This is a genomic window from Pandoraea sp. PE-S2R-1, assembly GCF_002179865.1.
GTDB lineage: Bacteria > Pseudomonadota > Gammaproteobacteria > Burkholderiales > Burkholderiaceae > Pandoraea.
The window spans coordinates 485,037-510,395 of record NZ_NGUR01000007.1 but is presented as its reverse complement, the minus strand read 5'-3'; the positions used below and the strand labels follow the sequence as shown (position 1 = coordinate 510,395).

The 25,359-nt window shown below is 63.6% G+C and carries 22 protein-coding genes; 10 read left to right on the top strand and 12 right to left on the bottom strand.

Translation table 11 applies throughout. The features are described 5' to 3' along the window. Positions 1-249: 249 nt before the first annotated feature. Positions 250-609 (top strand): hypothetical protein, encoded by a 360-nt coding sequence (locus tag CDV44_RS27745; protein ID WP_141118677.1) that lies wholly within the window; start codon positions 250-252, stop codon positions 607-609. A gap of 191 nt (positions 610-800) precedes the next feature. Here the strand turns inward: CDV44_RS27745 and CDV44_RS04945 are convergent, their stop codons facing one another. Continuing rightward, positions 801-1,604: a MetQ/NlpA family ABC transporter substrate-binding protein gene (locus CDV44_RS04945; RefSeq protein ID WP_058378018.1), complete on the bottom strand. Its 804-nt coding sequence runs from the start codon at positions 1,602-1,604 to the stop codon at positions 801-803. Positions 1,605-2,564: 960 nt separating this feature from the next. Here CDV44_RS04945 and CDV44_RS27980 point away from each other — a divergent pair. Beyond that, a complete protein-coding gene (locus CDV44_RS27980; protein ID WP_170935852.1) occupies positions 2,565-2,795 on the top strand; it encodes a hypothetical protein in 231 nt (76 codons plus the stop codon). Positions 2,796-3,305: 510 nt separating this feature from the next. On the opposite strand, the gene CDV44_RS04935 is transcribed toward CDV44_RS27980, so the two are convergent. Further along, positions 3,306-4,253: a GlxA family transcriptional regulator gene (locus tag CDV44_RS04935; RefSeq protein ID WP_087686919.1), complete on the bottom strand. Its 948-nt coding sequence runs from the start codon at positions 4,251-4,253 to the stop codon at positions 3,306-3,308. 258 nt (positions 4,254-4,511) lie between these two features. Here CDV44_RS04935 and CDV44_RS04930 point away from each other — a divergent pair, with 258 nt between their 5' ends. After that, positions 4,512-5,360 carry an SDR family oxidoreductase gene (locus CDV44_RS04930; protein ID WP_087686918.1) on the top strand — a complete coding sequence of 283 codons (849 nt, stop codon included), beginning with the start codon at positions 4,512-4,514 and terminating at the stop codon, positions 5,358-5,360. Between the two features lie 20 nt (positions 5,361-5,380). Here the strand turns inward: CDV44_RS04930 and CDV44_RS04925 are convergent, their stop codons facing one another. Further along, entirely contained in the window at positions 5,381-6,337 is a 957-nt protein-coding gene (locus tag CDV44_RS04925; RefSeq protein ID WP_087686917.1) for a LysR family transcriptional regulator, read from the bottom strand. Positions 6,338-6,650: 313 nt separating this feature from the next. Between CDV44_RS04925 and CDV44_RS04920 the strand changes: the two genes are divergently transcribed. From CDV44_RS04920 to CDV44_RS04905, 4 genes are read left to right on the top strand one after another with little or no spacing between them, the layout of a single operon-like run. Continuing rightward, positions 6,651-7,961, top strand: coding sequence for an MFS transporter (locus CDV44_RS04920; RefSeq protein ID WP_087686916.1), 1,311 nt, complete (start codon positions 6,651-6,653; stop codon positions 7,959-7,961). Next, a complete protein-coding gene (locus CDV44_RS04915; protein WP_087686915.1) occupies positions 7,958-8,737 on the top strand; it encodes an SDR family NAD(P)-dependent oxidoreductase in 780 nt (259 codons plus the stop codon). The genes CDV44_RS04920 and CDV44_RS04915 overlap by 4 nt, the downstream gene beginning before the upstream one ends. 48 nt (positions 8,738-8,785) lie before the next feature. Beyond that, the gene (gene ilvD / locus CDV44_RS04910) at positions 8,786-10,525 is read left to right on the top strand and encodes a dihydroxy-acid dehydratase (protein ID WP_087686914.1); all 1,740 of its coding nucleotides are present in this window, start codon (positions 8,786-8,788) and stop codon (positions 10,523-10,525) included. 3 nt (positions 10,526-10,528) lie between these two features. Continuing rightward, entirely contained in the window at positions 10,529-11,452 is a 924-nt protein-coding gene (locus CDV44_RS04905; RefSeq protein WP_087686913.1) for an NAD(P)-dependent oxidoreductase, read from the top strand. Positions 11,453-11,553: 101 nt separating this feature from the next. Here the strand turns inward: CDV44_RS04905 and CDV44_RS04900 are convergent, their stop codons facing one another. From CDV44_RS04900 to CDV44_RS04890, 3 genes are all read right to left on the bottom strand, one after another. Further along, entirely contained in the window at positions 11,554-13,158 is a 1,605-nt protein-coding gene (locus tag CDV44_RS04900) for an ABC transporter substrate-binding protein (RefSeq protein ID WP_058378009.1), read from the bottom strand. A gap of 184 nt (positions 13,159-13,342) precedes the next feature. Then, positions 13,343-14,197, bottom strand: coding sequence for a hypothetical protein (locus CDV44_RS04895; protein ID WP_141118676.1), 855 nt, complete (start codon positions 14,195-14,197; stop codon positions 13,343-13,345). A gap of 281 nt (positions 14,198-14,478) precedes the next feature. Beyond that, positions 14,479-15,231, bottom strand: a complete 753-nt coding sequence (locus CDV44_RS04890; protein WP_371328733.1) for an IclR family transcriptional regulator — start codon at positions 15,229-15,231, stop codon at positions 14,479-14,481. Positions 15,232-15,728: 497 nt separating this feature from the next. On the opposite strand from CDV44_RS04890, the gene CDV44_RS04885 reads away from it, so the two are divergent. After that, the gene (locus CDV44_RS04885; protein WP_087686911.1) at positions 15,729-18,122 is read left to right on the top strand and encodes a cytochrome P450/oxidoreductase; all 2,394 of its coding nucleotides are present in this window, start codon (positions 15,729-15,731) and stop codon (positions 18,120-18,122) included. 35 nt (positions 18,123-18,157) lie between these two features. On the opposite strand, the gene CDV44_RS04880 is transcribed toward CDV44_RS04885, so the two are convergent. Together CDV44_RS04880 and CDV44_RS04875 are read right to left on the bottom strand one after the other, a co-directional pair. Continuing rightward, positions 18,158-18,604 carry a hypothetical protein gene (locus CDV44_RS04880; RefSeq protein WP_087686910.1) on the bottom strand — a complete coding sequence of 149 codons (447 nt, stop codon included), beginning with the start codon at positions 18,602-18,604 and terminating at the stop codon, positions 18,158-18,160. Positions 18,605-18,707: 103 nt separating this feature from the next. Next, positions 18,708-19,238, bottom strand: a complete 531-nt coding sequence (locus tag CDV44_RS04875; RefSeq protein WP_058378005.1) for a GbsR/MarR family transcriptional regulator — start codon at positions 19,236-19,238, stop codon at positions 18,708-18,710. Positions 19,239-19,355: 117 nt separating this feature from the next. On the opposite strand from CDV44_RS04875, the gene CDV44_RS04870 reads away from it, so the two are divergent. Continuing rightward, the gene (locus CDV44_RS04870; RefSeq protein ID WP_087686909.1) at positions 19,356-19,787 is read left to right on the top strand and encodes a thiol-disulfide oxidoreductase DCC family protein; all 432 of its coding nucleotides are present in this window, start codon (positions 19,356-19,358) and stop codon (positions 19,785-19,787) included. Positions 19,788-19,835: 48 nt separating this feature from the next. Here the strand turns inward: CDV44_RS04870 and CDV44_RS04865 are convergent, their stop codons facing one another. The 3 genes from CDV44_RS04865 to CDV44_RS04855 form a co-directional block, all read right to left on the bottom strand. Next, positions 19,836-21,050 (bottom strand): multidrug effflux MFS transporter, encoded by a 1,215-nt coding sequence (locus CDV44_RS04865; RefSeq protein ID WP_087686908.1) that lies wholly within the window; start codon positions 21,048-21,050, stop codon positions 19,836-19,838. Between the two features lie 149 nt (positions 21,051-21,199). Next, on the bottom strand, positions 21,200-22,555 hold the full coding sequence (locus CDV44_RS04860) for an MFS transporter (protein WP_087686907.1): 1,356 nt from the start codon (positions 22,553-22,555) through the stop codon (positions 21,200-21,202). 307 nt (positions 22,556-22,862) lie between these two features. Continuing rightward, positions 22,863-23,525, bottom strand: coding sequence for a cysteine dioxygenase (locus tag CDV44_RS04855; protein ID WP_087686906.1), 663 nt, complete (start codon positions 23,523-23,525; stop codon positions 22,863-22,865). 488 nt (positions 23,526-24,013) lie between these two features. Between CDV44_RS04855 and CDV44_RS04850 the strand changes: the two genes are divergently transcribed. Then, positions 24,014-24,760, top strand: a complete 747-nt coding sequence (locus tag CDV44_RS04850; RefSeq protein ID WP_141118675.1) for a hypothetical protein — start codon at positions 24,014-24,016, stop codon at positions 24,758-24,760. 34 nt (positions 24,761-24,794) lie between these two features. Here CDV44_RS04850 and CDV44_RS04845 read toward each other — a convergent pair whose 3' ends face one another. After that, a complete protein-coding gene (locus tag CDV44_RS04845) occupies positions 24,795-25,007 on the bottom strand; it encodes a hypothetical protein (RefSeq protein WP_141118674.1) in 213 nt (70 codons plus the stop codon). Positions 25,008-25,359 lie beyond the last annotated feature (352 nt).

The window sequence follows — 25,359 nt, the reverse complement described above, 5'->3', positions numbered from 1 at the left end:
TCGGAATGTCGATTCCATTCTAGTCAAGGGTTGCCATATCAGAGGGGAAATCTGACGAATGAGCAGTCGTGGATGGCTCACCTGACACGACACTTCCACGCACGGAACAATATTTGAAAGTCATCTCGCCCGGGATATCCGAACATCGGCATCAAAGCAGGAGATGCGCACGTCATCGTCTCGCAATCACCTGATTCTGTAATTCTTATCGAAAGAAGGTATTCCAACACTTACCGCAACGCCTTCACGATGACAACTTCATCTCTGGTCTTTCGATGGCTCATTCCCGCAGTTGATGGACGCTCGGCTGCGGAGATTGAAGCTTTGACGGAAATGGCGAGGCAACTATCTTTGCCAAGGATCAAACGATATTCTGGATACGCCTTTGTGGCGTCCTTCTTTGCACCGTTGATTCTGTATGCGATTGGATACATCCAATGGGCCGCCGCATTTCCGCTCGAAATGTCAGCGATCCTTTCAGGCTTGGCAGGACTTCTTTCGGTACTGTCATACCGCGTTTTGACGGCGGTATTCGACGCACTGATTCTCAAACCCGCTATCCACGATCTTTTAGATGTTTCCCGCAGCGCGAAAACACCACGCTGTTGAACCCGCGAGGAATCACTCAAACTCGTGTTGCTTTGATTCGCTCAGCGGCACTTCGTACGACCAGCACATGTGTGCCGGGCGAGAGAAAGGGAACTGATCGGGCTGCGGACGGACTGACAAGCCCCCTAGCCATTACGTCGAGCGATATGGGCCAGGGCGTGGTGCAACTTACCCTGGGCCTGCTTCCATTCTTACCAGGTCGCGATCAGCGCACCCTTGAACTGCGTCTTGATGAATTCCTTCACTTCGTCCGAGTGGTAGGCATCGACCAGTTGCTTGACCCACGGCTTGTTCAGGTCTTGCGCACGCACGGCGATCAGGTTGGCGTACGGGCCCTTCAGGTCTTCAATGGCGATGGCGTCACGTTGCGGCACCAGACCCGCTTGCGCAGCGAAGTTCGTGTTGATCGACGCAGCGTCCAGATCCGGCAGTGCGCGCGGCAATTGGGCGGCTTCCAGTTCGACGATCTTCAGCTTCTTCGGGTTTTCGGCGATGTCCAGCGGCGTGGCGTTCTTGCCTTCGAGGCCGGCGCGCAGCTTGATCAGACCTTCCTTCTGAAGCAGCAGCAGCGCGCGGCTGCCGTTGGACGGGTCGTTCTGGATACCGACCTTGGCACCGTTGGGCAGATCCTTCAGCGACTTGTACTTCTTCGAGTAGAACCCCAGCGGCGAAACGTACGTGAGGCCGGCGGTCACGAGCTTGTAGCCACGGTCCTTGACCTGGCTGTCCAGAAACGGCTTGTGCTGGAAGCCGTTCGCGTCGAGGTCGCCCGCGTCGAGCGCGGCGTTCGGCTGGGCGTAGTCGCTGAATTCGATGATCTTGATTTCGAGGCCGCGTTGATGGGCCACTTTCTTCACGACTTCGAAGATCTGCGCATCCGAGCCGGCCATGGTGCCGACCTTGAGGGGCTTGTCGGCCGTTTGGGCCGAAGCGCCGAGCGAAGCGAGCGCAAACGTTGCGCCGATGAATGCGTTGATCAGTTGACGGGACAGCATGTTCGATTTCTCCTTCGATGCTTGTTTGACTTATTGGAACCTGTTGGGTCGCAAGGGTCGTCTGCGCGGTGTAAAGGCTCCGAGGTGCCTCACAAGTGCCAGCGCGCGGTTGGCGGCCAGCCGGCAGCGACCCAGACCCCGGATGCTGCCATAGATAGGGGTTAACGCGAAATACATTATCGGCATTTCGATATCCCTTGGCGATATCGATAGCGCAGGCAAATCACGGGGAAGTGGATCGAGACATGGATCAGTGCTCGCGCACAAAAAAACGCCCCTTCGGATAACCGAAGGGGCGCTTCGCCGGGAGAACAGCCTGATCACGGGCCGGGGGGGTGGCACGGCTGACGGTAACACCGGCAGCCGGTCGCGTCAGGAACCGACGAACAACCTGCGAAACTCGCTAGCCAACTTGATCTCTGGACAGACCCCGCACGCGCTGTGCCGAACGCGTGCGGGCCCGCCACCGCCACTGACTCAGGGGCACGGCTCTTCGCCGCCCTGGCCATTCATCGAACATCCGCCGCCTGCGCCGACATTGCCCGGACCGCCGAACGCGGAGAGTCCACCGCCGCCCGCCGCCCCGCCCAATCCGCGCCCACCCGGGCCCGCAACACCGCCACCGCCACCGCCGCTGCTGCCGCTAGCGCCGATGCCGCCTCCGGAACTGCCACCACCGGAGCTGCCGCCGGAACTACCCCCTGAGCTGCCACCTGAGCTGCCCCCTGAGCTGCCCCCTGAGCTGCCGCCGGAACTACCGCCCGAGCTGCCACCGGAACTGCCGCCTGAGCTGCTACCGCCGGAGCTGCCGCCACTGGAACTGCCGCCCGAGCTACTTCCACCGGAACTGCTACCGCCCGAGCTACTTCCGCCGGAGCTGCTACCGCCGGAGCTACTTCCACCGGAACTGCTGCCACCAGAGCTGCTGCCGCCGGAGCTACTGCCGCCGGAGCTGCTGCCGTGGCTCCCGCAGCCGCAGCCGCCAATCCCGACACCGCCGGGGCCTGTGCCCGTCCCGGTTCCGGTGCCACCAAATCCGCCGAGGCCGCCGAAGCCGCCATTGCCGATACCGCCGCCGCCGCCGAAGCCGATGCCACCGCCTCCGCCGCGTCCACCCCCGCCGCCACCGGCCGCATAGGTTGCATTGATCGCAATTCCGCAGAGCATCAGCGCTGCTGCTGTACCTACTAATGTCGCCTTGAACCCGTTCATGGTCCCCTCCCCGCGCACGCGCACGACTCACTTCGGAACACACCCGACCCCGCCAAAAGGTCCGGCATTACGGCGTGAGCGCAGCTACGAAAAACGCGGGCAATACTGGGCCGGCCCGTGCACCAATGCACAGGAACCCCTTGCCAACAGCCTGCGGAAATCCGGGTTGGCGCTTCGCCATACACGCTCGATGTACGCGAATTTCGTGCCAGAGTACTCAACCCATTGATTTATAAGGAACCATTAATTAGATTTGCGAGACATCGAAGGTCGAGGTGCAGAAAGTGTTTCGTTCATGAAACGCTTACAACCTGTGCCTCGGCGAAAGCGGCCGGTTTTGTCGGCCCGTTTTCGCATGAAGCCGCATGAATGCTGGATTAGCGCGGCATGACGGCCGAATGGTCACGTCCGTGGCTCGCGATACACCCGTGCGTGCCTCGCCGGGCTGGCGCGTGTTACCCGTGGTTGTGAGCAGCGCGCCCGCCCGGATCAGGCGCGAACGCGCTCCCTCGCCTCGCGCAACAGCGCTTGCGGTGGCTTGCCCAGCGTGCGGACAAACGCACGGCGCATGCGCTCTTCATCGCCGAAGCCAGTGATATCGGCCACTCGCGCAATCGACGCTTCGCCGTCCTCCAGCAACGCCTGCGCCGCTTCGAGCCGCAGCTTCTCGATGGCCTTGGCCGGCGTCAGCCCGGTCTGCAACGTGAATTCACGGCTGAAGTGGCGTGCGCTCCAATGCACCTGTGCAGCCAGTTGCTCCACCGACAACGGTTCTCGCAAATGTTCACGGGCATAGGCGAGCGCGGTGCGCACCCGATCCGAATTCGGCTCCAGCGTGGATAACGTCGAGAACTGCGACTGCCCGCCAGTACGCCGGTAGTGCACCACCAGCTGGCGCGACGCCTCACGTGCAACGTCGCCGCCAAAGTCCGCCTCGACCAGTGCCAGCGCCAGATCAACGCCCGCCGTCATGCCGGCCGATGTCCACACGTGGCCGTCATTGATGAAGATGCGGTCCTCTTCGACGATCACCTCGGGATAGTTCTGCGCGAGCGCATGCGCCTGTCCCCAGTGCGTGGTTGCGCGGCGCCCGTTGAGCAGGCCCGTGTCGGCCAGCACGAAGGCGCCGGAGCAGATGCTCGCCATTCGCCGCATGCGCGGCGCGACACGACGCAACGCCGCGATCAATTCCGGCTCGGTCGGCATCACGATCGTCGCCCCCGCGACCAACAGCGTGTCGAAGCGCCGACGGCCAATCGCCTCGGTCGCCACGGAAATCCCCGCCGAATCGCGCACCAATCCCCCAGACACGGAGACAACGCTCACGTCGTAGAGCGGCGCCGGCCGCCCGAAATTGGCGATCTCGAAAACGGACATCGCCGCGAGCGAAATCATCTGAAACCCCGGATACACCACCAACCCGATGCGTAACGCCATGGCTGACAACGTGCCGGGTGCACGCCGGCGCGAGAGATTGCAATGCTTTGGATTCTAGTCGGCGGCGCAATTCAGCGCCGGACAAAAATGTCCTGAAAAGTGGTTTTCCTGTCATTTGAGACATTGGCAATCGAGACCACACTGAAGTCATTGGCCAGCGTCATGCCGCAACTCCGCTACTGGCGTCATTGCGAACCACGCGGCCAACGCACTCAGTCACGCACTCGACTTGTTACTCATTCGCATAGGAAATTCATCATGTCGCACGCCACAGTCAACACCACAGCCACTCCCTCACACGCACCGGGCACCGCCCTCGTGACCGGCGCGTCCTCCGGCATCGGCGCTATTTATGCCGACCGTCTTGCCCGTCGCGGTCACGATCTGATTCTCGTGGCCCGCAACACCGGCCGCCTGCGCGAAGTTGCCCAACGCATTCAGGCCGAAACCGGCCGCCACGTCGACATTCTCAGCGCCGATCTCGGCACCCGTGAAGGACAGGCCCGGGTGGAAGCGCGTCTGCGCGAAGACGCCCGCATCGACACGCTCGTCAACAACGCCGGCTTCGGCGCCGTTGCGCCGCTGCTGCAAGCCGACGTCGAACAAATGAACACGATGATCGACGTCAACGTGACCGCCCTCACCCGCCTCACCTATGCCGCCGTGCCAGGTTTTGTCGCGCGCGGGCGCGGCACGATCATCAATATTGCGTCAATCGTTGCCATCGCGCCCGAGCTGCTCAACGGCGTCTACGGCGCAAGCAAGGCCTTCGTGCTCACGCTGTCGCAATCGCTGCATCACGAGTTGGCGGATAAGGGCGTGCGCGTGCAGGCGGTTCTGCCCGGCGCCACGGTGACGGAATTCTGGGATGTGGCGGGCAAGCCGCACGGCGAGTTGCCGCAGGAATGGCTGATGTCGTCGCAAGACTTGGTCGACGCCGCGCTGGCCGGACTCGATCAGGGGGAAATCGTCACCATTCCGCCGTTGCAGGACGGTGCCGAGTGGACCGCCCACGAAGCCTCGCGCCGTTCGCTCTCGCAGCACCTCGGGCATGGCACGCCGGGGGCGCGCTATGGCGTGAAACGCGCCGCGCTGGCGACGGCTTAAGCACCCGGCAAAGGCACCGCTCAACCCGCCTCGATCAATTCGGCCGACGATTCGCGCAGACAAGCGGCAAAGAGTTGCGCGGCGGGTGTGGTGGTGTCTTCGCGCCAGTACAGGATTGCCTCGCCCAGCGGGGCCAGCGGCGGCAGCGGCAACACGCGCATGCTGCCCCGCTGCACGTAACGGCGAGCCAGCGAGAGCGGCAGGATCGAGACAAAATCGCCGCCGCGCAGTAACGACAGATTCAACGCCAGAGAACTCGATTCGATGGCCGGATGTTGCAGCGTCACGCCGTGCTCGGCCAGCATTTCGACCATCGTGGCGAAGGCAGGCGAGCCGCGCATCGGGGTGATCCAGCGCACGTCATGCAGGTCGTCCCAACTGACCACCGTATCGGGGCCGCCCAACGCGTGGCGGGCGCCCACCACAAAGACGAACGGCTCGTGATGCAACGACTCGTGGCGCATCACCGGCAAATGCCCGGCCACGCGATTGCGCCCCAGCGCGAGGTCGAGATTGCCCTCGTCCATCATCTTGAGCAGCCGGTCGAGCGTGGCTTCGACAAACGAAAACGATGCCGTCGGTGCGCGCCGGGTAAACAACTCAACGGCGTGGGCGATGAGCGGTTGGGGAATCGTCACCACGGCACCGAAGCGCACGTGGCCTGCCGTCCCCGCAGTCAGCGCGCTCACATCGCGCCGCGCGAGTTCGATCTGCCGCAGTATTTCCGTGCCCCGCTCCACGAGCACGCGCCCGATGCCTGTCAGCTCAACCGCGTTGCCAACCCGTTGCACGACCGGTGCGCCCAGCGCCTCTTCCACTTCGGCAATCTGCTTGGAGATAGCTGGCTGCGTCACGTGGAATGCCGCAGCCACCCGCGTCACCTGACGCAACTCGCCCAACGTCACCAGAATGCGCAGATGGCCAAGCTTCAGGCCGCTGCGAAAGAAGCGCTCGATGGTGTTGTCGGTTGTTGCCACGGCAGATGCCTCGCGAGATCGGTGAGCGCCGCCCCTTGGCGGCAAAGAATGGTTCAGGCGCCGACATCATAACCAAACGGTAATGCCGCAGGGTGAAAGTGTGATTTGCGGGGAGCGCGTGCCTGACATTACCCTTTCAGCGAGCAGCGCTGTCGTGCAGGGCTTTTGACGGCATTCAGCGGATGTCTCCCGCTTCCCGGGAGCTTCCGCGATGTCGAACAAACCACCTCACCTCGCATAACCTGATGCGCGAGCGCCACGCTGCCAGATAACTCGACGTGCCCTACGGCACGCGTCCACGGAGACAACACCCATGAGCACGTCCCTGAGCGGCGGCGCAAGCGCAGCCGTCGACCCGGTGCAACGCGATGCGTTGTATCGCAAGCTGACCTGGCACATCATCCCGTTCCTCTTTCTCGCCTTCATCGTCGCCTACATCGACCGCGTGAACGTGAGCTTCGCCAAGCTGGAAATGCTCGCCGACCTGTCGCTGTCCGAGACGGTCTATGGCGCGGGCGCCGGTGTGTTCTTCCTCGGGTATTTCATTTTTGAAGTGCCCAGCAATCTGATCCTGCATCGTGTGGGCGCGCGTATGTGGATCGCCCGCATCATGGTCACGTGGTCGATCATCTCGTGCCTGACCATGTTCACGCAGGGGCCGGTGTCGTTCTACGTGCTGCGCTTCCTGCTCGGCGTGGCCGAAGCCGGCTTCTTCCCCGGCATCGTGCTGTATCTGTCGAAGTGGTTCCCGTCGAGCAAGCGCTCGCAGATCATCGCGCTGTTCATGGTGGCGATTCCCGTGTCGGGTGCCATCGGCGGCCCGCTGTCGGGGTGGATCATGCAGCACTTCGGCGGCGTGCACGAGCTGGCCGGCTGGCAGTGGCTGTTTCTGATCGAAGGGCTCGCCTCGCTCGTGGTCGGCATCGCGGCGTTCTTCGTGCTGCAAGACCGCATCGAAACCGTGAAGTGGCTCTCCGACGACGAGAAGCGTCTGCTCGCCGCCGACCTCGCCGCCGATGACCGCACGCGCGCGCATCACAGCGTGCGGCAAGTCTTCGGCAGCGGCAAAGTGTGGATGCTCGGCCTGCTGTACTTCTGCATCGCCATGGGCAACTACGGGCTGGTGTTCTGGCTGCCGACGATGATTCGCGCGGCGGGCGTCGCCAATCTCGGCAATATCGGGCTGCTCTCGGCAGTGCCTTCGTTGATCAGCGCGGTCGCGATGATTCTGGTCGCACGTCATGCGGACCGCCGCAACGAGCGCCGCCTTCACGTCGCCATTTGCTGCCTGCTTGGCGCGGCGGGCATGCTCGCGTCGGTGCTGCTGGCACAACATCTCTGGTGGTCGATGGCGGCACTCGTCGTGGCCGCCATCGGCATCAACTCCATCGCGCCGGTGTTCTGGGGCATTCCCACGGCGATGATGGGTGGCGCAGGCGCTGCCGCCGCCATCGCCCTGATCAACTCGACCGGCAATCTCGCGGGCTTCGTCAGCCCGTATGTCATCGGTTTTCTCAAAGACAGTACCGGCCAGTTGCTGCCGGGCATGATCGTGCTGGCGTGCGCGTTGGTGGCAGGCGCCATCCTCGTGATGACGCTCAAGCCGCAACGGAGTCACGCATGAGTTTTCCCGTTTGTCTCGTCACCGGTGCCGCCACCGGCATCGGTGCCGCCACCGCGTTGCGCTTTGCCCGTGACGGCTGGGCCGTGGCCATCAACAATTTCGACGACAGCACGCGAGACGCCGCCGAGACCGTGGCCGCGCAATGCCGCGACGCCGGCGCGCAGGCGCTCGTCGTCGATGCCGATGTGGCCGACGACAGCGCCTGCCGCCGCATGGTGGCGCGTGTCGCCGAGCAGTGGGGCCGTCTCGATGCGCTCGTCAACAGCGCAGGCACCACGCGCGTGATTGCCCACAGCGATCTCGAAGCCATCGATGCCGACGAGTTCGAGCGGATTTATCGCGTGAATCTCATCGGCATGTTCCAGATGACGCGCGCCGCCACGCCGTTGCTGCGCGAGAGCGCTGCGGCGGGCCGGTCGAGCGCCGTCATCAACATTTCGTCGCTGGCGTCGCTCAATGGCACGGGGTCGTCGATTGCCTATGCGGCGTCCAAAGGTGCGGTCAATTCGCTGACGTTATCGCTGGCACGCAATCTCGCCCCGCAAGTCCGCGTGAATGCCATTGCCCCCGGCATGGTCGACGACGGTCTGCTGCGCCGCGTGCTGGGCGACGAAGCCTACGGGCGCGTGGTCGACGGCATGCGCGAGAACGCGCCGCTCAAGCGGGTATCGCAACCGGCGGAAATCGCCGAATTGGCGTGGTTCCTCGCCGCCCATGCGCCGGCCATGACCGGGCAGGTGCTGGCGATCGAAAACGGCCTGCTGCTCAATACCTGAGCCCGAGCACGACGGCGCCCCAGCCCCCACAGAACAACAGGACTCCCCATGACTGATCTGCACAAACACCGTTCGCGCACGGTCACCGAAGGCATTACGCGCACACCGCACCGCGCTTTCCTGCGCGCCACCGGTCTTGACGACGAGGCCATCGACAAACCGTTTGTCGCCATTGTCGACACCTTCGGCGAGAACACGCCCTGCTCCATGTCGCTCGGCCAGATCTCCGACAACGTTCGGCTCGGCGTCGCGGCGGGTGGCGGTGTACCGATTCGCGGGTCCGCGATCTCGGTCTCCGACGGCACGTCGATGAACCATTCCGGCATGCGCTTCTCGCTGGTCTCGCGCGAAACCATTGCCGACAGCGTGGAATTGTTCGTGCGCGCGCACTGCTACGACGCGCTCGTGGGCGTGGCCGGCTGCGACAAGACGCTGCCCGGCATTTTGATGGGCATGGTGCGAGTGAACGTGCCCGGCGTCTTTCTCTTTGGCGGCGCCATGCTGCCGGGCGTCGCACCGGATGGTACGCAGGCCACCATTCTCACCGCCATCGAAGCCGTGGGCGCGGCGCAGCGTGGCGATATGTCGCTCGATACCCTGCGTGGCATCGAAAAGCGCTGCACGCCGACTGCCGGGTCGTGTCCGGGACAGTTCACCGCGAACACCATGGCGATGGTTGCGGAAGTACTGGGACTTGCGCCGCTGGGCTCGGCGATGGTGCCAGCCGTGTACAGCGAGCGCATCGCCATCGCCCGCCGCGCGGGTGAAAACGTGATGCGCGCACTGCGCAATGGCGGGCCGCTGCCGCGCGATCTGGTCACGCGCAAGAGCCTCGAAAACGCCTGCGCTGCCGTGGCCGCCACCGGTGGCTCGACCAACGCGATGCTGCATATCCCCGCCATCGCACACGAGGCCGGCATTTCATTCACGCTCGACGACGTCTCCGAAGTGCTGGCGCGCACGCCCCTCATCGGCGACATGCAGCCGGGCGGGCGCTATCTGGCCGTTGATCTGCATCATGTGGGCGGTGTGCCGGCCGTGCTGAACGCGCTGCTGGCCGGTGGTCACATTCACGGCGACACGCTCACGCAAAGCGGCGAAACGCTCGAAGCCGCACTGCGCGCTTTCCCTGGCCCCGATGGGCGCGTGGTGAAACCGCACACGGAACCGCTGTCACCCAATGCGGGGCTGGTCGTGCTGCGCGGCAATCTCGCGCCGGACGGCGCCGCACTCAAGACCGCCGGGCTCAAGCAGTTGGTGTTCTCGGGCACGGCGCGCGTTTTCGAAACGGAAGAAGACTGCATGGCGGTGGTCGCGGCAGGCACCTATCGCGAAGGGGACGTGCTGGTGATTCGCAACGAAGGGCCGAAGGGCGGCCCCGGCATGCGCGAGATGCTTAGCGTGACGGCGGCCATCTACGGGCAAGGCATGGGCGAGAAGGTGGCGTTGCTCACCGACGGCCGGTTCTCGGGGGCGACGCGAGGCATGTGCATCGGCTATGTCGGCCCCGAGGCGGCCGCTGGCGGGCCGATTCGTCTGCTGCGCGATGGCGACCGCATCCATATCGACGCGATCAAGGGTAAGCTCGACGTCGAACTCTCCGACGACGAACTAGCCGCCCGCGCGGCCAGCACCAAGCCATTCGTGCGCGGCCGCCTCGGCGGTGTGCTCGAGAAGTACGAAGCGCTGGTGCGTCCGGCCAAGCTCGGTGCCGTCACGCACTCGGGTGCGGTCGAATGGCCCTACGAAGCGTCGATCGGGGAGACGCCAACCACCGCCAAGGAATAACGCATGGAATCGAAGCATCCCCTACGAGTCGGGTTCTGCGGCATCGGCCGCATGGGCGAGCCGATGGTGCAACGGCTGCTGGCCGCCGGGCACGACGTCGCCATCTGGAACCGGTCCGCCGCCAAGCTGACCGCACTGACCACGGCGGGAGCGCGCGCCTGCGATAGCCCGCAGACGCTCGGCGAGCAGGTCGACATTGCCCTGCTGTGTCTGGGCGACGGCAAGGCGGTGGAAGACGTGGTGTTTGGCGAGCACGGGCTCGTGCACGCAGCCAAGCCCCCGCGTTATCTCGTCGATCACTCCACGCTGTCACCGGCGCTCACGCGCTCATTGGCGGCACGCTGGACAGAAGCGACGGGCAACGTCTGGATCGATGCCCCGGTCTCTGGCGGCACCGGGGGTGCAGAAGCCGGCACATTGGCGGTGATGGCCGGTGGTGCGGCAGATGCCGTGGACGCCGTGACGCCGACGTTGCGGGCGTTCTCGGCACGAGTGACGCGCATGGGCGACGTGGGTGCCGGGCAAACCACCAAGCTCGCCAATCAGGCCATCGTTGCCACCACGCTGGCCGGGCTCGCTGAAGCGTTCGTGCTCGCCAAGCGCAACGGTATCGATACGGGCGCAGTGCCGTCAGCCCTGTTCGGCGGCTGGGCCGACTCGGTGTTGATGCAAACGCTCTGGCCGCGCATGGTCACGCCGCCCGATCACGCGACCGGCACGGTCCGGGTCATACTCAAAGACTTGGATGCGATTGCCGAACTGGCCGACACGAGTGCGACCGTGCAACGGGTGATTCCCGAAGTTCGCCGTCTGCTGCAAGATGCCGCCGATCGCGGCATGGCCGATGCCGATCTCTCGCAGATTTTCCGAATCGCAGAGGAAGAGAGTGAAGCGGAGAATCAAGCGAAAAGCCAACGCGGCAATTGACGAAAAAAGAACCGCCGCGCTGATTCGGATGACTTCGAATCAGCGCGGCGGTTCGGTACTACTGCGCAGTGCTACCGGCGTAGCGCTGCGGCTTTAGCTGCTTACTTCGCTTCCACGTTGGCGAAGTATTGACGGCCGAACGGGCTGACCTGATAGCCCGTCACCCCGGCGCGCGTGATCACTGCCGCGTTCGGATGGGCCAGCGGAATCCACAGCGCATCGTCCTTGATCACCTTCTGTGCCGCCTGATACTTGACCGTACGGGCGGCGATGTCGTGCGTGCGCTTGCCGTCCGCAATCAGCTTGTCCAGATTGCTGTCGCAAAAGCGTGCGAAGTTCGTGCCCGACGTCACTGCGGCGCAGCTGAATTGCGGCGTCAGGAAGTTGTCCGGGTCGCCGTTGTCGCCCGACCAGCCCATGAACAGCAGGTCGTGCTCACCCGCCTTGCCGCGACGAATCAACTCACCCCACTCCACCGTGCGAATCTGGGCGCGTACCCCAATCTTCGCCAGATCGGCCTGCAACATCTCTGCGCCCACCTTCGGATTCGGGTTGAGCAGACTGCCGCTGGGACGCGTCCAGATCGTCGTATCGAAGCCGTTCGGGAAGCCGGCATCGGCAAGCAGCTTCTTCGCCTTCTCGATACTGTGCGGATAGTCGGCGACGTTCTTCGCATAGCTCCACGTATTCGGCGGATAGACATTCACCGCCGGGGTCGCCGTGCCTTCGAAGACCTGCTTCACGTAGCTCGGCTTGTCGAACGCCATGTTCAATGCCTGACGCACGCGCTTGTCATCGAGCGGCTTGTGCTGCGTATTGATCGCGACGAAGGCCGTCATGAACGCCGGCGTTTCCACCACTTTCAGCGCCTTGTCGCTGCGAGCCGCCTGCACATCGAGCGGCTTCGGCGAGAGGGCAATCTGGCACTCGCCGACCTTCACCTTCTGCGCACGCACGGCGGCGTCCGGCACGATGGTGTAGATCAACTGGTCGGAAGCCGGCTTGCCCGCGAAGTACGCCTTGTTGGCATCGAAGCGCACGATGGCGTCTTTCTGATAGCTGCGGAAAACGAACGGTCCCGTGCCGATCGGGCGGGCATTCAGGTCATCCGTCTTGTTGGTCGCGACCAGCTTGTCGGCGTATTCGGCCGAATAGATCGAAGCGAAGCCCATCGACAGCATCGACAGGAACGTGGCGTCGGGTTCCGACAGCGTGAAGCGCACCGTGTCGGCATCGACCTTCTGCACCGACTTGATGAGCTTGGGCAGCGACAGCGATTGTGCGTGCGGGAAACCCGACGGCGTGAGCTTGTGCCACGGCGCGTCCGGGTTGAGCATGCGGTCGAACGTGAACACCACGTCGTCGGCGTTGAGCGCACGCGTCGGCTTGAAGTCCGCGTTGCTATGGAATGCGACGTTCGGGCGCAGCGTGAACGTGTAGGTGAGGCCATCAGGGCTCACTTCCCACTTCGTTGCGAGACTCGGCACCACCTTGGCCTGTGCGGCGTCGAATTCGACGAGACGGTTGAACACCGTATCGGCCGACGCGTTGGTCGTGGTGAGCGAGTTGTATCGCACCACGTCGAAGCCTTCAGGGCTGGCTTCAGTACAGACCGTGAGCGCTTTTGCGTGAGCTGCCAGCGGAATCAGCGGCAGGGAAAGAACCGTTAGGACAGCAGCGAGCGTATGACGATAGCGACGACGCATGAGCTTCTTCTCCAGGAAGTCGATGACGGGATGGCACAACAACGGGGCAGAATAGCGCAAATTCCCGCGGGCTGCCGATGCCGCCCTCGCCCCCGCTACCGCCATCACGTTTCACCACGCCTGTCATACCCGCCAGACTCACCCGCCACACTCACCGTCAAGAGGTGAAGCCGTCGGCTATCGCTCAGTTCTGCCAACCAAAGCCACGCATGCGATGCACGATCGTGTCGCGTGCGGCCACCACCGTCAGGCGCGAGCCGACGGAAATATCATAGAGATAGCGCGTGCGCCCCGCGTAGGGCACGCTCACGTAGGGGTGCGCAAGCAGCGGCACGTTGGCGCCTGATGCGAGCGATTCACCCTCGCCTGCCAGTCGCGCCAGACACAGTCGGTGGGCAGCGTCGCGCGCCACGGCGAAGGGGTCTTGCGCAGCCAGCACCTCGCTGTCGTCGGCGATCTCCGCGACCGCGCCGACGGGCGCATGCGCGGCGAGAGCCAGCGGCCCGTGACCAAGGGCGACAAACAGCCAGAGGCCAGCATGCGCCATGTCGATCCACACCTTGCCGTGCGGGCTGTCACATTCGAAGGAGGAAACCCCGGGCGTCGCCGCGGGGACGGGGGCAGCGGCGGGCGTGCAGCGAAACCAGCGGCCGAAGATCCAGCGCAGCGCGATACGTTCCGACATGAAGCGGTGGCGCATTTGGGTACGCGGCAGACGGCGGGCCAGCGCATGCTCGGCGGGCGAGAGCCAAGTCGCGCCGTCGTCCGGCCCGCCAACGGCGGCCCCGGTGGCACCGAACGGGCGGCCGGCCAGTAAAAACCGCCAGAGCCAGAGTTCGTCGCCTTCACATTGCGGCGATTGCCTATTGGCGGGGCCGACTTCCCCGTCGATTGCGTCGCTACTGGCAAGCGCCCGGTGGCGGGCGCCACCGGACACCTTGCGCGCGCCTTGCCCGAACTGACCAAGCGGCACGTAGGTCAACGCGGGAGATGGAATCGACAACACGCGAGGCGTGAGATCGACAGTACGTTTCAACATGAGCATTTGCGACCTCCACGGGCGAGGTCTCCGATGACGGCCAGCGCGGCTTCATGTCATCGTCGGCCATTCATTAGGTTGATTCCGATAATTGTTAATGAGAATCATTACCAAATGATAGCACGTGCGTCCACGCGATGCAGGTCACAAAACCCTCAAAAACAATAGGAAACGCCCTAGATAGACGTCATGCCCCGATGGGGCATGCGGTGCTGGGATGGCGGGAACTGGGGCGACAGCGCCGAGGGGACGATACCCCCGGGACGCTTAAACGCTGGCGATCAGGCGCTGGCAGGCAGCGGTGGCCGGTAGCCGAGCGCGTGACTGGCGGCGAGTGCTTCGCGGCGAACCGCTTCCCCGATGGGGCTATCGAGGCGTGGGTCGAAGCCGCCGGTGGCGCCCAGTGCCGTGATCACGCCCACGAGGCGGCCGTCGTAATTGAACACGGGCGCAGCCAGCGCGCTGATACCGGTCAGGTTCGTATCGCGAACACTGGCCCCTTGCGCCGTACGCACCGATTGGCGAAGCGTGCCGATCGGATCAACCGGATCGAGTTGGGCGCGATGTTCCGGCGTCGCGTTGGCGAGTTCGGCCTCGGCCATCGCCAGCACTTGGGGATCGTCCAGCAGACCGAGGAACACGCGGCCGGCGGCTGACCAGAGGACCGACATCACCGAGCCGATGCGCACGTTGATCGTCACCGGCAGCCCGGGTTCTTCGAAGCGCACGATCGTCGGGCCTTTATTCCCCATCACTGCGATGAAGCACGTGACTTCGAACGACTCGCGCAGCCGGACTAGTGCGGGCTCTGCGGCACGCACCGGATCGGCCTGCCGCATCGCGGCCACACCGATCAGCATCGCTTCGAGGCCCAGATGGTAATGCTGAGAATCCGTGTCCTGCGCGACGAGCCCCTCTTCCACCAGACTCATCAGATACCGGTGCACCTTCGCCGGACTTTGCTGGACGTACTGCGCCAGCACCGTGAGGCTCGCGCGTCCGCCCAGTCTGGCGAGGCCCTTGAGCACCACCATGCCGGTCTCGGCGGATTGCACGCGCTGGCGCCGGCCGCGCTCGCGCGGAGCATCGCTGTCGGCGCCCGCAGCACCGGAAGCAGCGGAAAGCGTGGCCGCGCTACGCGGTCGGCCGGCGGTGGGTCGTTTGTTTGTTGTCATCGGCGAGATTTTATGACGCAATGCCGCGTCGTCCGACGTCATGAGACGTAGAGGTTAACCCCAGTCTACTTATTTACGCAATGCGTATTATATTTACGCTTAAGAGATTTACAGAATGCGAACGTCCGTCTGCCGACGAAAAGGTGACGTAAGAGAACGTATCGCATCGAGCTGAGGAGACGTCCCCGCCTTGCGCGCGTGCCGTAGGTAACCGCGATGACGATGATGGCTGAGCCGTGTGTCATGTGTCATGCGCTGGGCCGAACCGGCGACGCTCCTCTACACTTGTTTGATTGCGTGTGACGTCGCAGGCCGTAAGTTGGCGACGCCGCACCGGACCCAGAGAGCGTGACCGGATGAACCAAAGCACTTCCCCCAATACCGAAGCTAATGAAGCTAACGCAGCCGAAGCCGCGCGCGCCGCTGGCTGCCCGTTCCATCAGGCACCGGCGGCCTCGCCTGCTGCCACCGTCGCGCCGAACGGCTGCCCCATCAGTGCCCGCGCCGCCGAGTTCGATCCGTTCGAAGACGGCTATCAGCAAGACCCGCCCGAGTACGTGCGCTGGGCGCGCGATCAGGAGCCGGTGTTCTACAGCCCCAAGCTCGGCTACTGGGTGGTCACGCGCTACGACGACATCAAGGCCATCTTCCGCGACAACCTGACCTTCAGCCCGTCGATTGCGCTTGAGAAGATCACGCCGACCGGCCCCGAAGCCAACGCCGTGCTCGCGTCGTACGGCTTCGCGCTCAACCGCACCCTCGTGAATGAAGACGAGCCCGCGCACATGCCGCGCCGTCGCGTGCTGATGGAGCCGTTCACGCCGGAGCATCTCAAGCATCACGAACCGCTCGTGCGCCAACTGGCCCGCGAGTATGTCGACCGCTTCATCGACGATGGCCGTGCCGACCTCGTCGACCAGATGCTGTGGGAAGTGCCGCTGACCGTCGCCCTGCACTTTCTCGGCGTGCCCGAAGAAGACATGGACAAGCTGCGCGAGTATTCCATCGCGCACACCGTCAACACGTGGGGACGTCCGAAGCCCGAAGAACAGGTGGCCGTCGCACACGCCGTCGGTAATTTCTGGCAACTGGCGGGCAAGATTCTCGACAAGATGCGCCAGCAGCCGGACGGCCCGGGCTGGATGCAATACGGAATTCGCAAGCAGAAGGATTACCCCGAAGTCGTCACCGACTCTTACTTGCACTCCATGATGATGGCGGGCATCGTCGCCGCGCACGAGACCACGGCCAACGCCACCGCCAACGCGATGAAGCTGCTGTTGCAGCATCCGGACGTCTGGCGCGAAATCTGCGAAGACCCGTCGCTGATTCCCAATGCGGTGGAAGAATGCCTGCGCCACAACGGCTCCGTGGCCGCGTGGCGACGGCTTGCCACGAAGGACGTCACCATCGGCGGCATCGACATCGCGGCGGGTTCGAAGCTGCTTATCGTCACGTCGTCGGCCAATCACGACGAAGGCCACTTCGCCGACGCCGACTTGTTCGACATTCGCCGCGAGAACGCGAGCGATCAGCTCACCTTCGGCTACGGTTCGCACCAGTGCATGGGCAAGAACCTTGCGCGTATGGAAATGCAGATCTTCCTCGAAGAGTTCACGCGCCGTCTGCCGCATATGAAGCTCTCTGAACAGCAGTTCTCGTATGTGCCGAACACATCGTTCCGTGGCCCCGAGCACGTGTGGGTCGAGTGGAATCCGGCGATGAACCCGGAACGCACCGACCCGTCGGTGCTGACGAACCACTCGCCGGTGCGCATTGGCGAGCCGTCGGGTCATAGCGTGACGCGTCCGGTCGTGGTCGAGTCCGTGACGCCCGTTGCCGAAGGCATCGTGAAGCTGCGTCTGGTCGCACCCGATGGGCGTGCCATGCCACGCTGGGCCCCGGGGTCGCACATCGATATCGAGTGCGGCGACACGGGCTTGTCGCGTCAATACTCGCTGTGTGGCGACCCGGCAGACGCGGGTGCGTTCGAGATCGCCGTGCTGCACGAGCCGGAAGGCCGGGGCGGTTCGAACTGGGTGCACACCCGGTTGCAAACCGGCGACCGCCTGCGCCTTCGCGGTCCGCGCAATCACTTCCGTCTGGATGAAACGACGCCGCGCGCCATCTTTGTCGCCGGGGGCATCGGTGTGACGCCGATCGCTGCGATGGCGCGTCGTGCGAAAGCGCTGGGCATCGATTACGAGATTCACTACAGCGGCCGCAGCCGCCGCACCATGGCGCTCATCGACGAGCTTCAGGCTCAGCACGGCGAACGTCTGCATCTGTGGGTCAAGGACGAAGGCCAGCGCGCCGATTACGCGAATTTGCTTGCGGCACCGCGCGCCGACACGCAGGTCTATGCCTGTGGCCCGGTGCGCATGCTCGACGGTCTGGCCGAGTGCTGCGCGCATTGGCCGGAAGACACCCTGCGCGTCGAACACTTCCAGTCGCAACTGGGCACGCTCGATCCGGAGAAGGAACACGCGTTCGAAGTCACGCTGAAGGATTCGGGTATTACGGTGATGGTGCCGGCCGATCAGACGCTGCTGACTGCACTGCGTGCCGCCAACATCGACGTGCAGAGCGACTGCGAAGAAGGCTTGTGCGGTTCGTGCGAAGTGCAGGTGCTTGAGGGTGATGTCGACCACCGCGACGTGGTGCTCACCCGCGCAGAGCGCGATGCGAACACGAAGATGATGTCGTGCTGCTCGCGCGCCTGCGGGAAGAAGCTGGTGCTGGCGCTGTAATAGAGACGGCGCAGGTCTCGGGCACGCCCAGCAGTTTATTGCTGGGCGCGCTGCGACATCGGCACTGGAACTGGGGAGGGGGCCGGGCCCGAGGTCAACGCCGGGACCGGGGCGGGCGCCAGACTCTCCGTTTGCGCCTTGGCGCCCGGCTTCGGCAAGTAGCGGCGCACCATCGAGGCAATGATCCAGACGCCCACCAACAAACCGATCACCGTGAAAAAGCTTGCGCCGCGTATCAGGTTGACCGCGCACTCAACGGCATCCAGTCGACAGACCCTGCCCGGCGAGACCAGCAGCACCAGAAAGAGCGGCAACGCCACCAGCAACACCATACAGATTCGCACCCAGAAATCAGCACGCTCGCGGGTACCGCACAGATCCGTGAGCACTCTGCCAAGCACCGGGCCAAGGTATCGGGTCACCAACAACCCGCTGGTCATGGGAATCACCAAAGACAAGGCGAAGAAAAGCATCGATTGCATTTCACATCTCCTACAGTAATTTCTGTATAAACAGAAATATTGAAGTAAAAAAATGCGGACGACCCTCTGATGTTTCGCCCGCCGGTCTACCTGCCTCTCTGCTTTACGACTTCTTGCGCCGCACCGTGCGGCTGATCTTTGCGCCCACGCCCAGTGTCTTCATCAGTGTCTCGGGCTTGAGCCGCAGCATCTCGTCCGACCACGTCGTGAGTGTTTCGAGAAAGTCCAGCGTATCGCGCATGCGCTGCTCGGTTTCGCGGCTTTCTGCCGACATCTCGGGGCTCATCAGCGTGTCGCGCAACATCGTCAACGTGGGATCGATTTCACGCTGGCGCCGCCCTTCCACGATCAGTTTGAACAACTCCCAGATGTCGGTCGACGTCTCGAAATGCTCCCGGCGATCGCCCAGCACGTGCACCGTGCGCACGAGCCGCCACGACTGAAGCTCCTTGATACTCGTGCTCACGTTGGAGCGCGCCACCTGAAGCGTGTCGGTAATTTCGTCCGCAGGGACGGGCCGTCCGGCCAGATAAAGCAGCGCATGAATCTGCGCCACAGTCCGGTTGACGCCCCAGCGCGAACCCATCTCGCCCCAGTGCAGAATGAATCGTTCAGTGATCGGTGTGAGTTCCATGGACTCAAATCTAGACATTACGGAAATTTCTGTCAAGACAGAAATTTCATCTTGACGACGGCGTCGTTACGGCCTAATTTCGTTAATGACAGAAACAAATGAAATCGGAGGTTTGCGATGGGCGCTACGGCACTGACGGTGTACTTCGACGGCAATTGTCCAATCTGCGTGAGGGAAATCAGACAACTGCGCGCCAGAGATCGGGCAGAGAGATTGGCGTTCGTGGATATTTCCGCGCCGGCATTCGACCCCGCACCACTCGGCGTGAGTCTCTCCGCACTCAATGCGCAGATGCATGCGTGGGACGCCGAGGGGGCGTGTCTGATCGGCATCGATGCCATCTTCGCCGCCTACACGCTGACCGGACGCGGCTGGCTGGTGGCACCGTTGCGGGTACCTGCGCTGCGGTCTGCGGCGCGCGTGCTCTACCGCCTGTTTGCGCGCAACCGCCTTCGCGTCTCCCGGTGGCTTGGGGTACGCGCCGCGCCCGATTGCGTGGACGGCACCTGTGCTACCAAGGTCTATGGCGATCCGCGCCGTAAGCCCTAGGCCGTAAGCCGCCAGCGGCGGCGGCTTGATGTCGCGATCAACGCACCGTCACGCCGCCGCGCGCTTGCCCGGCAACATCAGCAGCATCGACACCAATGCCAGCAACGCGAAGGCGCACATGACAGTGGCCAGCGGTCGCGGCGAGCCGTCATTGAGCACGCCGAGCAGCGCACCCGCAGCGAAACCGAAACCGTACTGCACGCTGCCGACCAGCGCGGCCGCCGCACCCGCGCGTGTCGGGTGGTTCGCCATCGCCCCGGCCACCGAATTCGCAGTAATGATGCCGCGCAGCGACATGAACAGGAACAACAGCGCCACCATCAACGGCAGGATCGCCATGCCCAGCCACGCCGTCGCGCACAGCACCGACGTCACCACCGCGCAACCGATGATGCCGGCCCGCATCAGACGATACGAGCCAATCTGCCCGACGCGGCGCGAGTTGAACATCGTCATCGAGGCCATACCGACGATGTTGATGCCGAACAGCACGCCGAAGAATTGCGGCGACACGTGGAAGTACTCCATGTACACCAGCGGCGTGCCGGTGATGTACGTGAACGATGCGCCGAACACTGCACCGCCCGCCACCATGTAGCCGACGAAATGCTTGTCGCGCAGCAGATGCCAATACGACATGACGATGGCACGCGGGCCGCCCACCGTGCGCGCATGCACCGCGCCGGTTTCCGGCAAACGCCACAACGCCAGCATGGCCACCACGCCAAACGCCGCAAGAATTCCGAAGATCACCCGCCACGTCGTAAAGCGCAGCAACTGGCCGCCCAGCAGCGGCGCCACAATCGGTGCCACGCTCATCACGAGCAACATGATCGAAAACGCGCGGGCGCTGTTTCGCGCGCCGTACACATCGCGCACGATCGCCTGCGCAATCACCGGCATCGCGCAGCCGCCGAGCGCCTGCACGAAACGCCACATCATCATGTGATCGATGGTGTCGGAAAACGCGCAGCCCACGCTGCCGAAGATATAGAGCGCGATGCCCGCAGCCATCGGCCAGCGCCGCCCGAAGCGATCCGCCAGCGGCCCCCAGAGCAGTTGCCCGAACGCAAACCCCAGAAAGAAATACGAGAGCGTGAGCTGCGCGGCCGCCGCACTCGCGCCAAGTTCGTGGCGCATCGTCACCAGCCCCGGCAGATACATATCTGTCGACGCCGGGGCAATCATCATGAACAAGCCAAGAATGCCCAGCAATACACGCTCGGTCGGCAAGGCGGGAGAGAGTTCGGACGTCTGTGTCATTTTTCGTTTTAGTTATAACGTGCTGATAGCGTGCTCGAGATGCCGTGCAAAAAGCACAACGCCCGCCATGATACCGCTGGCGGGCGTTGAACCACGTTACCTTGCGCTCAATTTCAAGCGCACGGACACGGCAGAAAAACCATCACGACTTAGCTCGCCGTCGCAGCGCGCATCTTGCCGCCGTCGCCGCGTTGCATGCGGGCAATCGCCAGCACGCCGATGAGCGAGATGCAGGCCGGCACGGCTGCCGCCAGGAACAGCGACGACGACGACCATTGCAGGTGCATCAGCGCACCGCCCAGCACCGGGCCCAGCACCGAGCCGATGCGGCCGACGCCGAGGCTCCAGCCGATACCCGTCGAGCGCAGCGATGTCGGGTAGTACGTCGCGGCCAAGGCGTTGAGCGCCGGCTGACCGCCGATGATCGAGAAGCCTGCGAAGAAGATCGCCGCGAACACCGCCACCATCGACACCATCACCGCCGGATTGCCGATCGCTGCCGTCGCCGCAATCGCGATCAGGAACGTGACGGCCAGCACACTCGTGAAGCCCACGCGGTCGATCACACGGCCCAACAGCAACGTGCCGATCACGCCGCCCGTCCACAACGCCGTGCCGGCCATGACCGCCACCTGCGTCGAATAACCGGCGTCGCGAATCACCGTCGGCAGCCAGTTCGACAGGAAGTACATGTCGAGCAGATTGGCGAAGTTGATGACCCACAGCAGCAGCGTCATGCGCGCGCGGCCATCCTTGAACAACTCGATGAACGGCACGCCCTTGGCCTTCTGTTCGTCGAGCACGAAGCGGGCGTCAGCCGGCAGGTTCGCCGACGGTGCCACGCGCTGCAATTGCTTGCGAATGCGCGCCGCGTCGCTCTTCTTGAACATCAGGAACTGAATTGACTCCGGCAGCGAGGCCCACATCAGGAAGCCGAGCACCAGCGGAATCGCGCCGCCGATGAAGAACACCGCGCGCCAGCCCAGACTCGGGATGATCGCCGCCGTGATCAGGCCGCCAACCACGCCACCCAGCGTAAAGCCGCACGACACCATCATCATCAGCGAGACGCGAATGCGGCGCGGGCTGTATTCGCCCGCCAGTGCCATCGCATTCGGCATGATGCAGCCCAGACCCAGGCCCGCCGCAAAACGCCAGACGACGAGCTCGGTAATCGAATTGGCAAAGCCCGTGACGATCATGCACACGGCAAAGAACAGGGTGGCGCCGATCAGCACCGGACGGCGGCCCAGCTTGTCAGCCAGCGCCGAGAACGTGAGCGAGCCCACCAGCATGCCGAACAGCCCCGCGCCAAACACCGGCGAGAGCGTTTCCTTCGCGATACCCCACTCGCGAATCACCACCGGGGCCACATAGCCCATGGCCTGCACGTCGAAACCATCGACCACCAGACACATGGCGCACAGCGCAATCACCCACCACTGATAACCGCCCAGACGGCTTTCGTCGATCAGCGCGCCGACATTCACTTCTGCTGCTTTCATCCTGTCTCCAAACGTTCTTGTCACTGCGTCCCGGTCGATGCGCCGGCTGGTGTTGTCTCTGCCGTGCGCCGGGCACCTCGCCGCGCCGGTAGGCGGGCGAAGCATTTCATGCGTCGGGTCGAAGGACGGGCACGGCAAATCCTCACACGCATGAAATTACGCTTTGCGGAAGTTTATATCGCCGAACGTAATTCGATGCTTGGTGTTAACACTTAGATTCTCAAGGCAAATAGCGAACGGATTCGCCGGCGGACAAGCCGTCGGGGAATCCATCGAGAACGCTGAATTGGGAGGCTGGAAGACGCGCTCAGCGCGCGACGAGATTGGGGCTATCGGGATTGGCGTAGCCGGAGATGAAGCTGCGGCGGGTGCCGTCCGGCAAGTACACGGCGCGCTCCACCCGGCCGATGTCCGCACCATAGACGTGGATGCTGATCGACACGCGATCATCGAAGGCGTTGCGCACTTGATGAATGTCGCCGAGCGAGGGGGAAACGGCTTCGACGGTGCCGGGCGAGAGCCGGACCGGGTCACCGGCCGACACCAGTTGCCCGTCGCCGGCACGGGCGAACGGCAGCGAATCTTCGGCACCGCGCAGCATGCCGATCAGCCCCCAGACCGTGTGGTCGTGCACGGGCGTCGACTGCCCCGGCCCCCAGACAAAACTCACCACACTGAAGCGAGCCTGCGGGTCGACATAGAGCCGGTATTGCGTATAACGCGCAGGATCGGGGCGTGTGTATTCCTCGGGAAGCCAGGTATCGTCGGCGATCAGCGCCGCCAACGCGGCACGCCCCTCGGCCACGATCGTGGGCTCATCGGGCTGGCGATCGACCAACGCCGTCAGGGTGGCGACGAACGTCTGCAAGGGCGCGAGCGCATCGGCACGTGTGCCGGGCAACGGCGCGGGTTCGCGGGAGATCGGCGCGACGGCAGCGTGATTGCCCCACTTTCTAGCGTTGGAAGACATCGGATACCTCTCCTCGAAGACGGTCGGCGGTAGCGGCAGTAACGGCGGCAACGGCAGTAACGGCAGTAACGGCGGTAGCTGCGGTAACGCGCTGCCCGGACTTTGTGGTTTTTCTCCATCCCCCGCACGGGAAATGGCTCGGCTGACGCACCTGAGAGGTATATCAGGCGTGGAATTGCGGGTTTGGCGTCCCAAAAAGCGACGAATTGTCGCAGTTGTGGTTTTTCTACATATTTTTTCGTCGCAGGTTTACCCGTTCAGGGATTTCCCTGATATAGTTGCACCTGTCTCCTCCACCTCCTCCTGGTGGATTTCACGGCCAGCAACGCGCTGGCCGTTTTTTTTGCCTGTCGATTTCGAACAGGTGCAACCCGTGCCACATGATTCACAAGTGGCTAGCGCGTGCTTAATCGATCGTAATGCAAACGCAGTTCAATATCGTGGCGCTGGCCCACGGTGCTGCGATTTCCTGCGTTACACTCCTCGCCATGAAAATCGCTCCGCTCGCCGCTTTGCTCTGTGCCCTGCCGCTCGCCGGTTGCTACGTCGTGCAATATCCGGGCGGTGCGCTGACGTTTTCGCAAGATCCCAATGCGCCGCAAGCCATGCGCGCGGCCCCCGGTTCAGCCGGTTCCGCGACCGATGTGTCCACGGCCCCCGTGCCCACGCCGAGTGTTTCGGCAGCGCCAGTGCAAGCCCAACCCGCGCCCGGCATCAGCATGCCGCCACCGCCACCGGGAAAATCTGCGCATCAGGCGTATCCGAACGGCTCGCCGGTGCCACCGGACTATCGACCGGGCAGCGGCAACGGTGCTACGCCGCCTGCTTATCCGAATGGTTCGCCGGTGCCGCCAGACTACCGGCCGTCGCCGCAGCGCGCGCCCGTGTATCCGAACGGTTCGCCCGTGCCGCCTGATTACGTGCCGCCGCAGTCGTCGCAAATGCCGTCAAACGCGCCGGTGTATGCTACCTATCCCGCGACGTATCCCGCGTATTCGGCCTACCCGACCTACGCGACCTACGCGACGTATCCGACTTACGCGACCTACCCCGCCTATGCGGCCTATCCGGCATACCCGGCCTATCCGGCATTCCCGGACTATGCGCCGTTTTACCCGGGCTTCGCCCCGTCGCCATGGGGCAGCAACGTATCGCTCTCATTCTCGTGGGGGCGTGGCTGGGGAGGCGGTTGGGGTGGCCACTGGGGAGGTGGCTGCTGCCGGCGCTGGCGCTAAACGCGCCAGCTGGCATTCAAGGCTTGCAATGCGGTCAATGTGTGACCGGATGCTCACGAGCGACGCGATCTTCGATGCGTCGCTCGATGCGTTTACGGATTTGTTCGGCGGCCAGTGACGCATCACTGGCTTCAATGCTCGAATACTCGCATCGGCCGATGTAATTCCCGTCTGAGTATGCATCGACGGCACCGTCAAAGCGGTCGTCGGCGCGCGGCGTGACCGCGCCCTCAAGGTCGAACGGCACGCCGGGAGCCGTGTCGCTCACGTAGTGCCAAGAAAAACGAAAAGATTTATCCATATGTCCCCCATCTGCAAATCGACAGCTGTGGCGTCACAAAACCAATGCTGCTTTTTTGGAGAATCCTAACATGCGAACAAATCATGGTGCATCACGGGAAAAAAAAGCGGCCCGCCAGATCGGCGAGCCGGATAGTCCGTGGAGGTCGGGGGCACATCAGGACCACGGTGGTTCCAATCTAGCGCCGAATGCGTGTCGTTATTCTCGGTAATTCGCCCGATATAACGAAAATAATCATTACCAATTTTTGCCGGCCATTTCTCTCACCACCGGAGAGCCGCCACAAATAGTTCACAGA

Coding starts and splice junctions, on each gene's coding strand:
- CDV44_RS04945 (WP_058378018.1), bottom strand. CDS start 1,604: ATGCTGTCCCGTCAACTGATCAACGCATTCATCGGCGCAACGTTTGCG.
- CDV44_RS04885 (WP_087686911.1), top strand. CDS start 15,729: ATGAACCAAAGCACTTCCCCCAATACCGAAGCTAATGAAGCTAACGCA.
- CDV44_RS04860 (WP_087686907.1), bottom strand. CDS start 22,555: ATGAAAGCAGCAGAAGTGAATGTCGGCGCGCTGATCGACGAAAGCCGT.
- CDV44_RS04870 (WP_087686909.1), top strand. CDS start 19,356: ATGGGCGCTACGGCACTGACGGTGTACTTCGACGGCAATTGTCCAATC.
- CDV44_RS04935 (WP_087686919.1), bottom strand. CDS start 4,253: ATGGCGTTACGCATCGGGTTGGTGGTGTATCCGGGGTTTCAGATGATT.
- CDV44_RS27745 (WP_141118677.1), top strand. CDS start 250: ATGACAACTTCATCTCTGGTCTTTCGATGGCTCATTCCCGCAGTTGAT.
- CDV44_RS04855 (WP_087686906.1), bottom strand. CDS start 23,525: ATGTCTTCCAACGCTAGAAAGTGGGGCAATCACGCTGCCGTCGCGCCG.
- CDV44_RS04895 (WP_141118676.1), bottom strand. CDS start 14,197: ATGTTGAAACGTACTGTCGATCTCACGCCTCGCGTGTTGTCGATTCCA.
- CDV44_RS04900 (WP_058378009.1), bottom strand. CDS start 13,158: ATGCGTCGTCGCTATCGTCATACGCTCGCTGCTGTCCTAACGGTTCTT.
- CDV44_RS04880 (WP_087686910.1), bottom strand. CDS start 18,604: ATGCAATCGATGCTTTTCTTCGCCTTGTCTTTGGTGATTCCCATGACC.
- CDV44_RS04905 (WP_087686913.1), top strand. CDS start 10,529: ATGGAATCGAAGCATCCCCTACGAGTCGGGTTCTGCGGCATCGGCCGC.
- CDV44_RS04850 (WP_141118675.1), top strand. CDS start 24,014: ATGAAAATCGCTCCGCTCGCCGCTTTGCTCTGTGCCCTGCCGCTCGCC.
- CDV44_RS04875 (WP_058378005.1), bottom strand. CDS start 19,238: ATGGAACTCACACCGATCACTGAACGATTCATTCTGCACTGGGGCGAG.
- CDV44_RS04865 (WP_087686908.1), bottom strand. CDS start 21,050: ATGACACAGACGTCCGAACTCTCTCCCGCCTTGCCGACCGAGCGTGTA.
- CDV44_RS04915 (WP_087686915.1), top strand. CDS start 7,958: ATGAGTTTTCCCGTTTGTCTCGTCACCGGTGCCGCCACCGGCATCGGT.
- CDV44_RS04920 (WP_087686916.1), top strand. CDS start 6,651: ATGAGCACGTCCCTGAGCGGCGGCGCAAGCGCAGCCGTCGACCCGGTG.
- CDV44_RS04890 (WP_371328733.1), bottom strand. CDS start 15,231: ATGGTGGTGCTCAAGGGCCTCGCCAGACTGGGCGGACGCGCGAGCCTC.
- CDV44_RS04930 (WP_087686918.1), top strand. CDS start 4,512: ATGTCGCACGCCACAGTCAACACCACAGCCACTCCCTCACACGCACCG.
- ilvD (WP_087686914.1), top strand. CDS start 8,786: ATGACTGATCTGCACAAACACCGTTCGCGCACGGTCACCGAAGGCATT.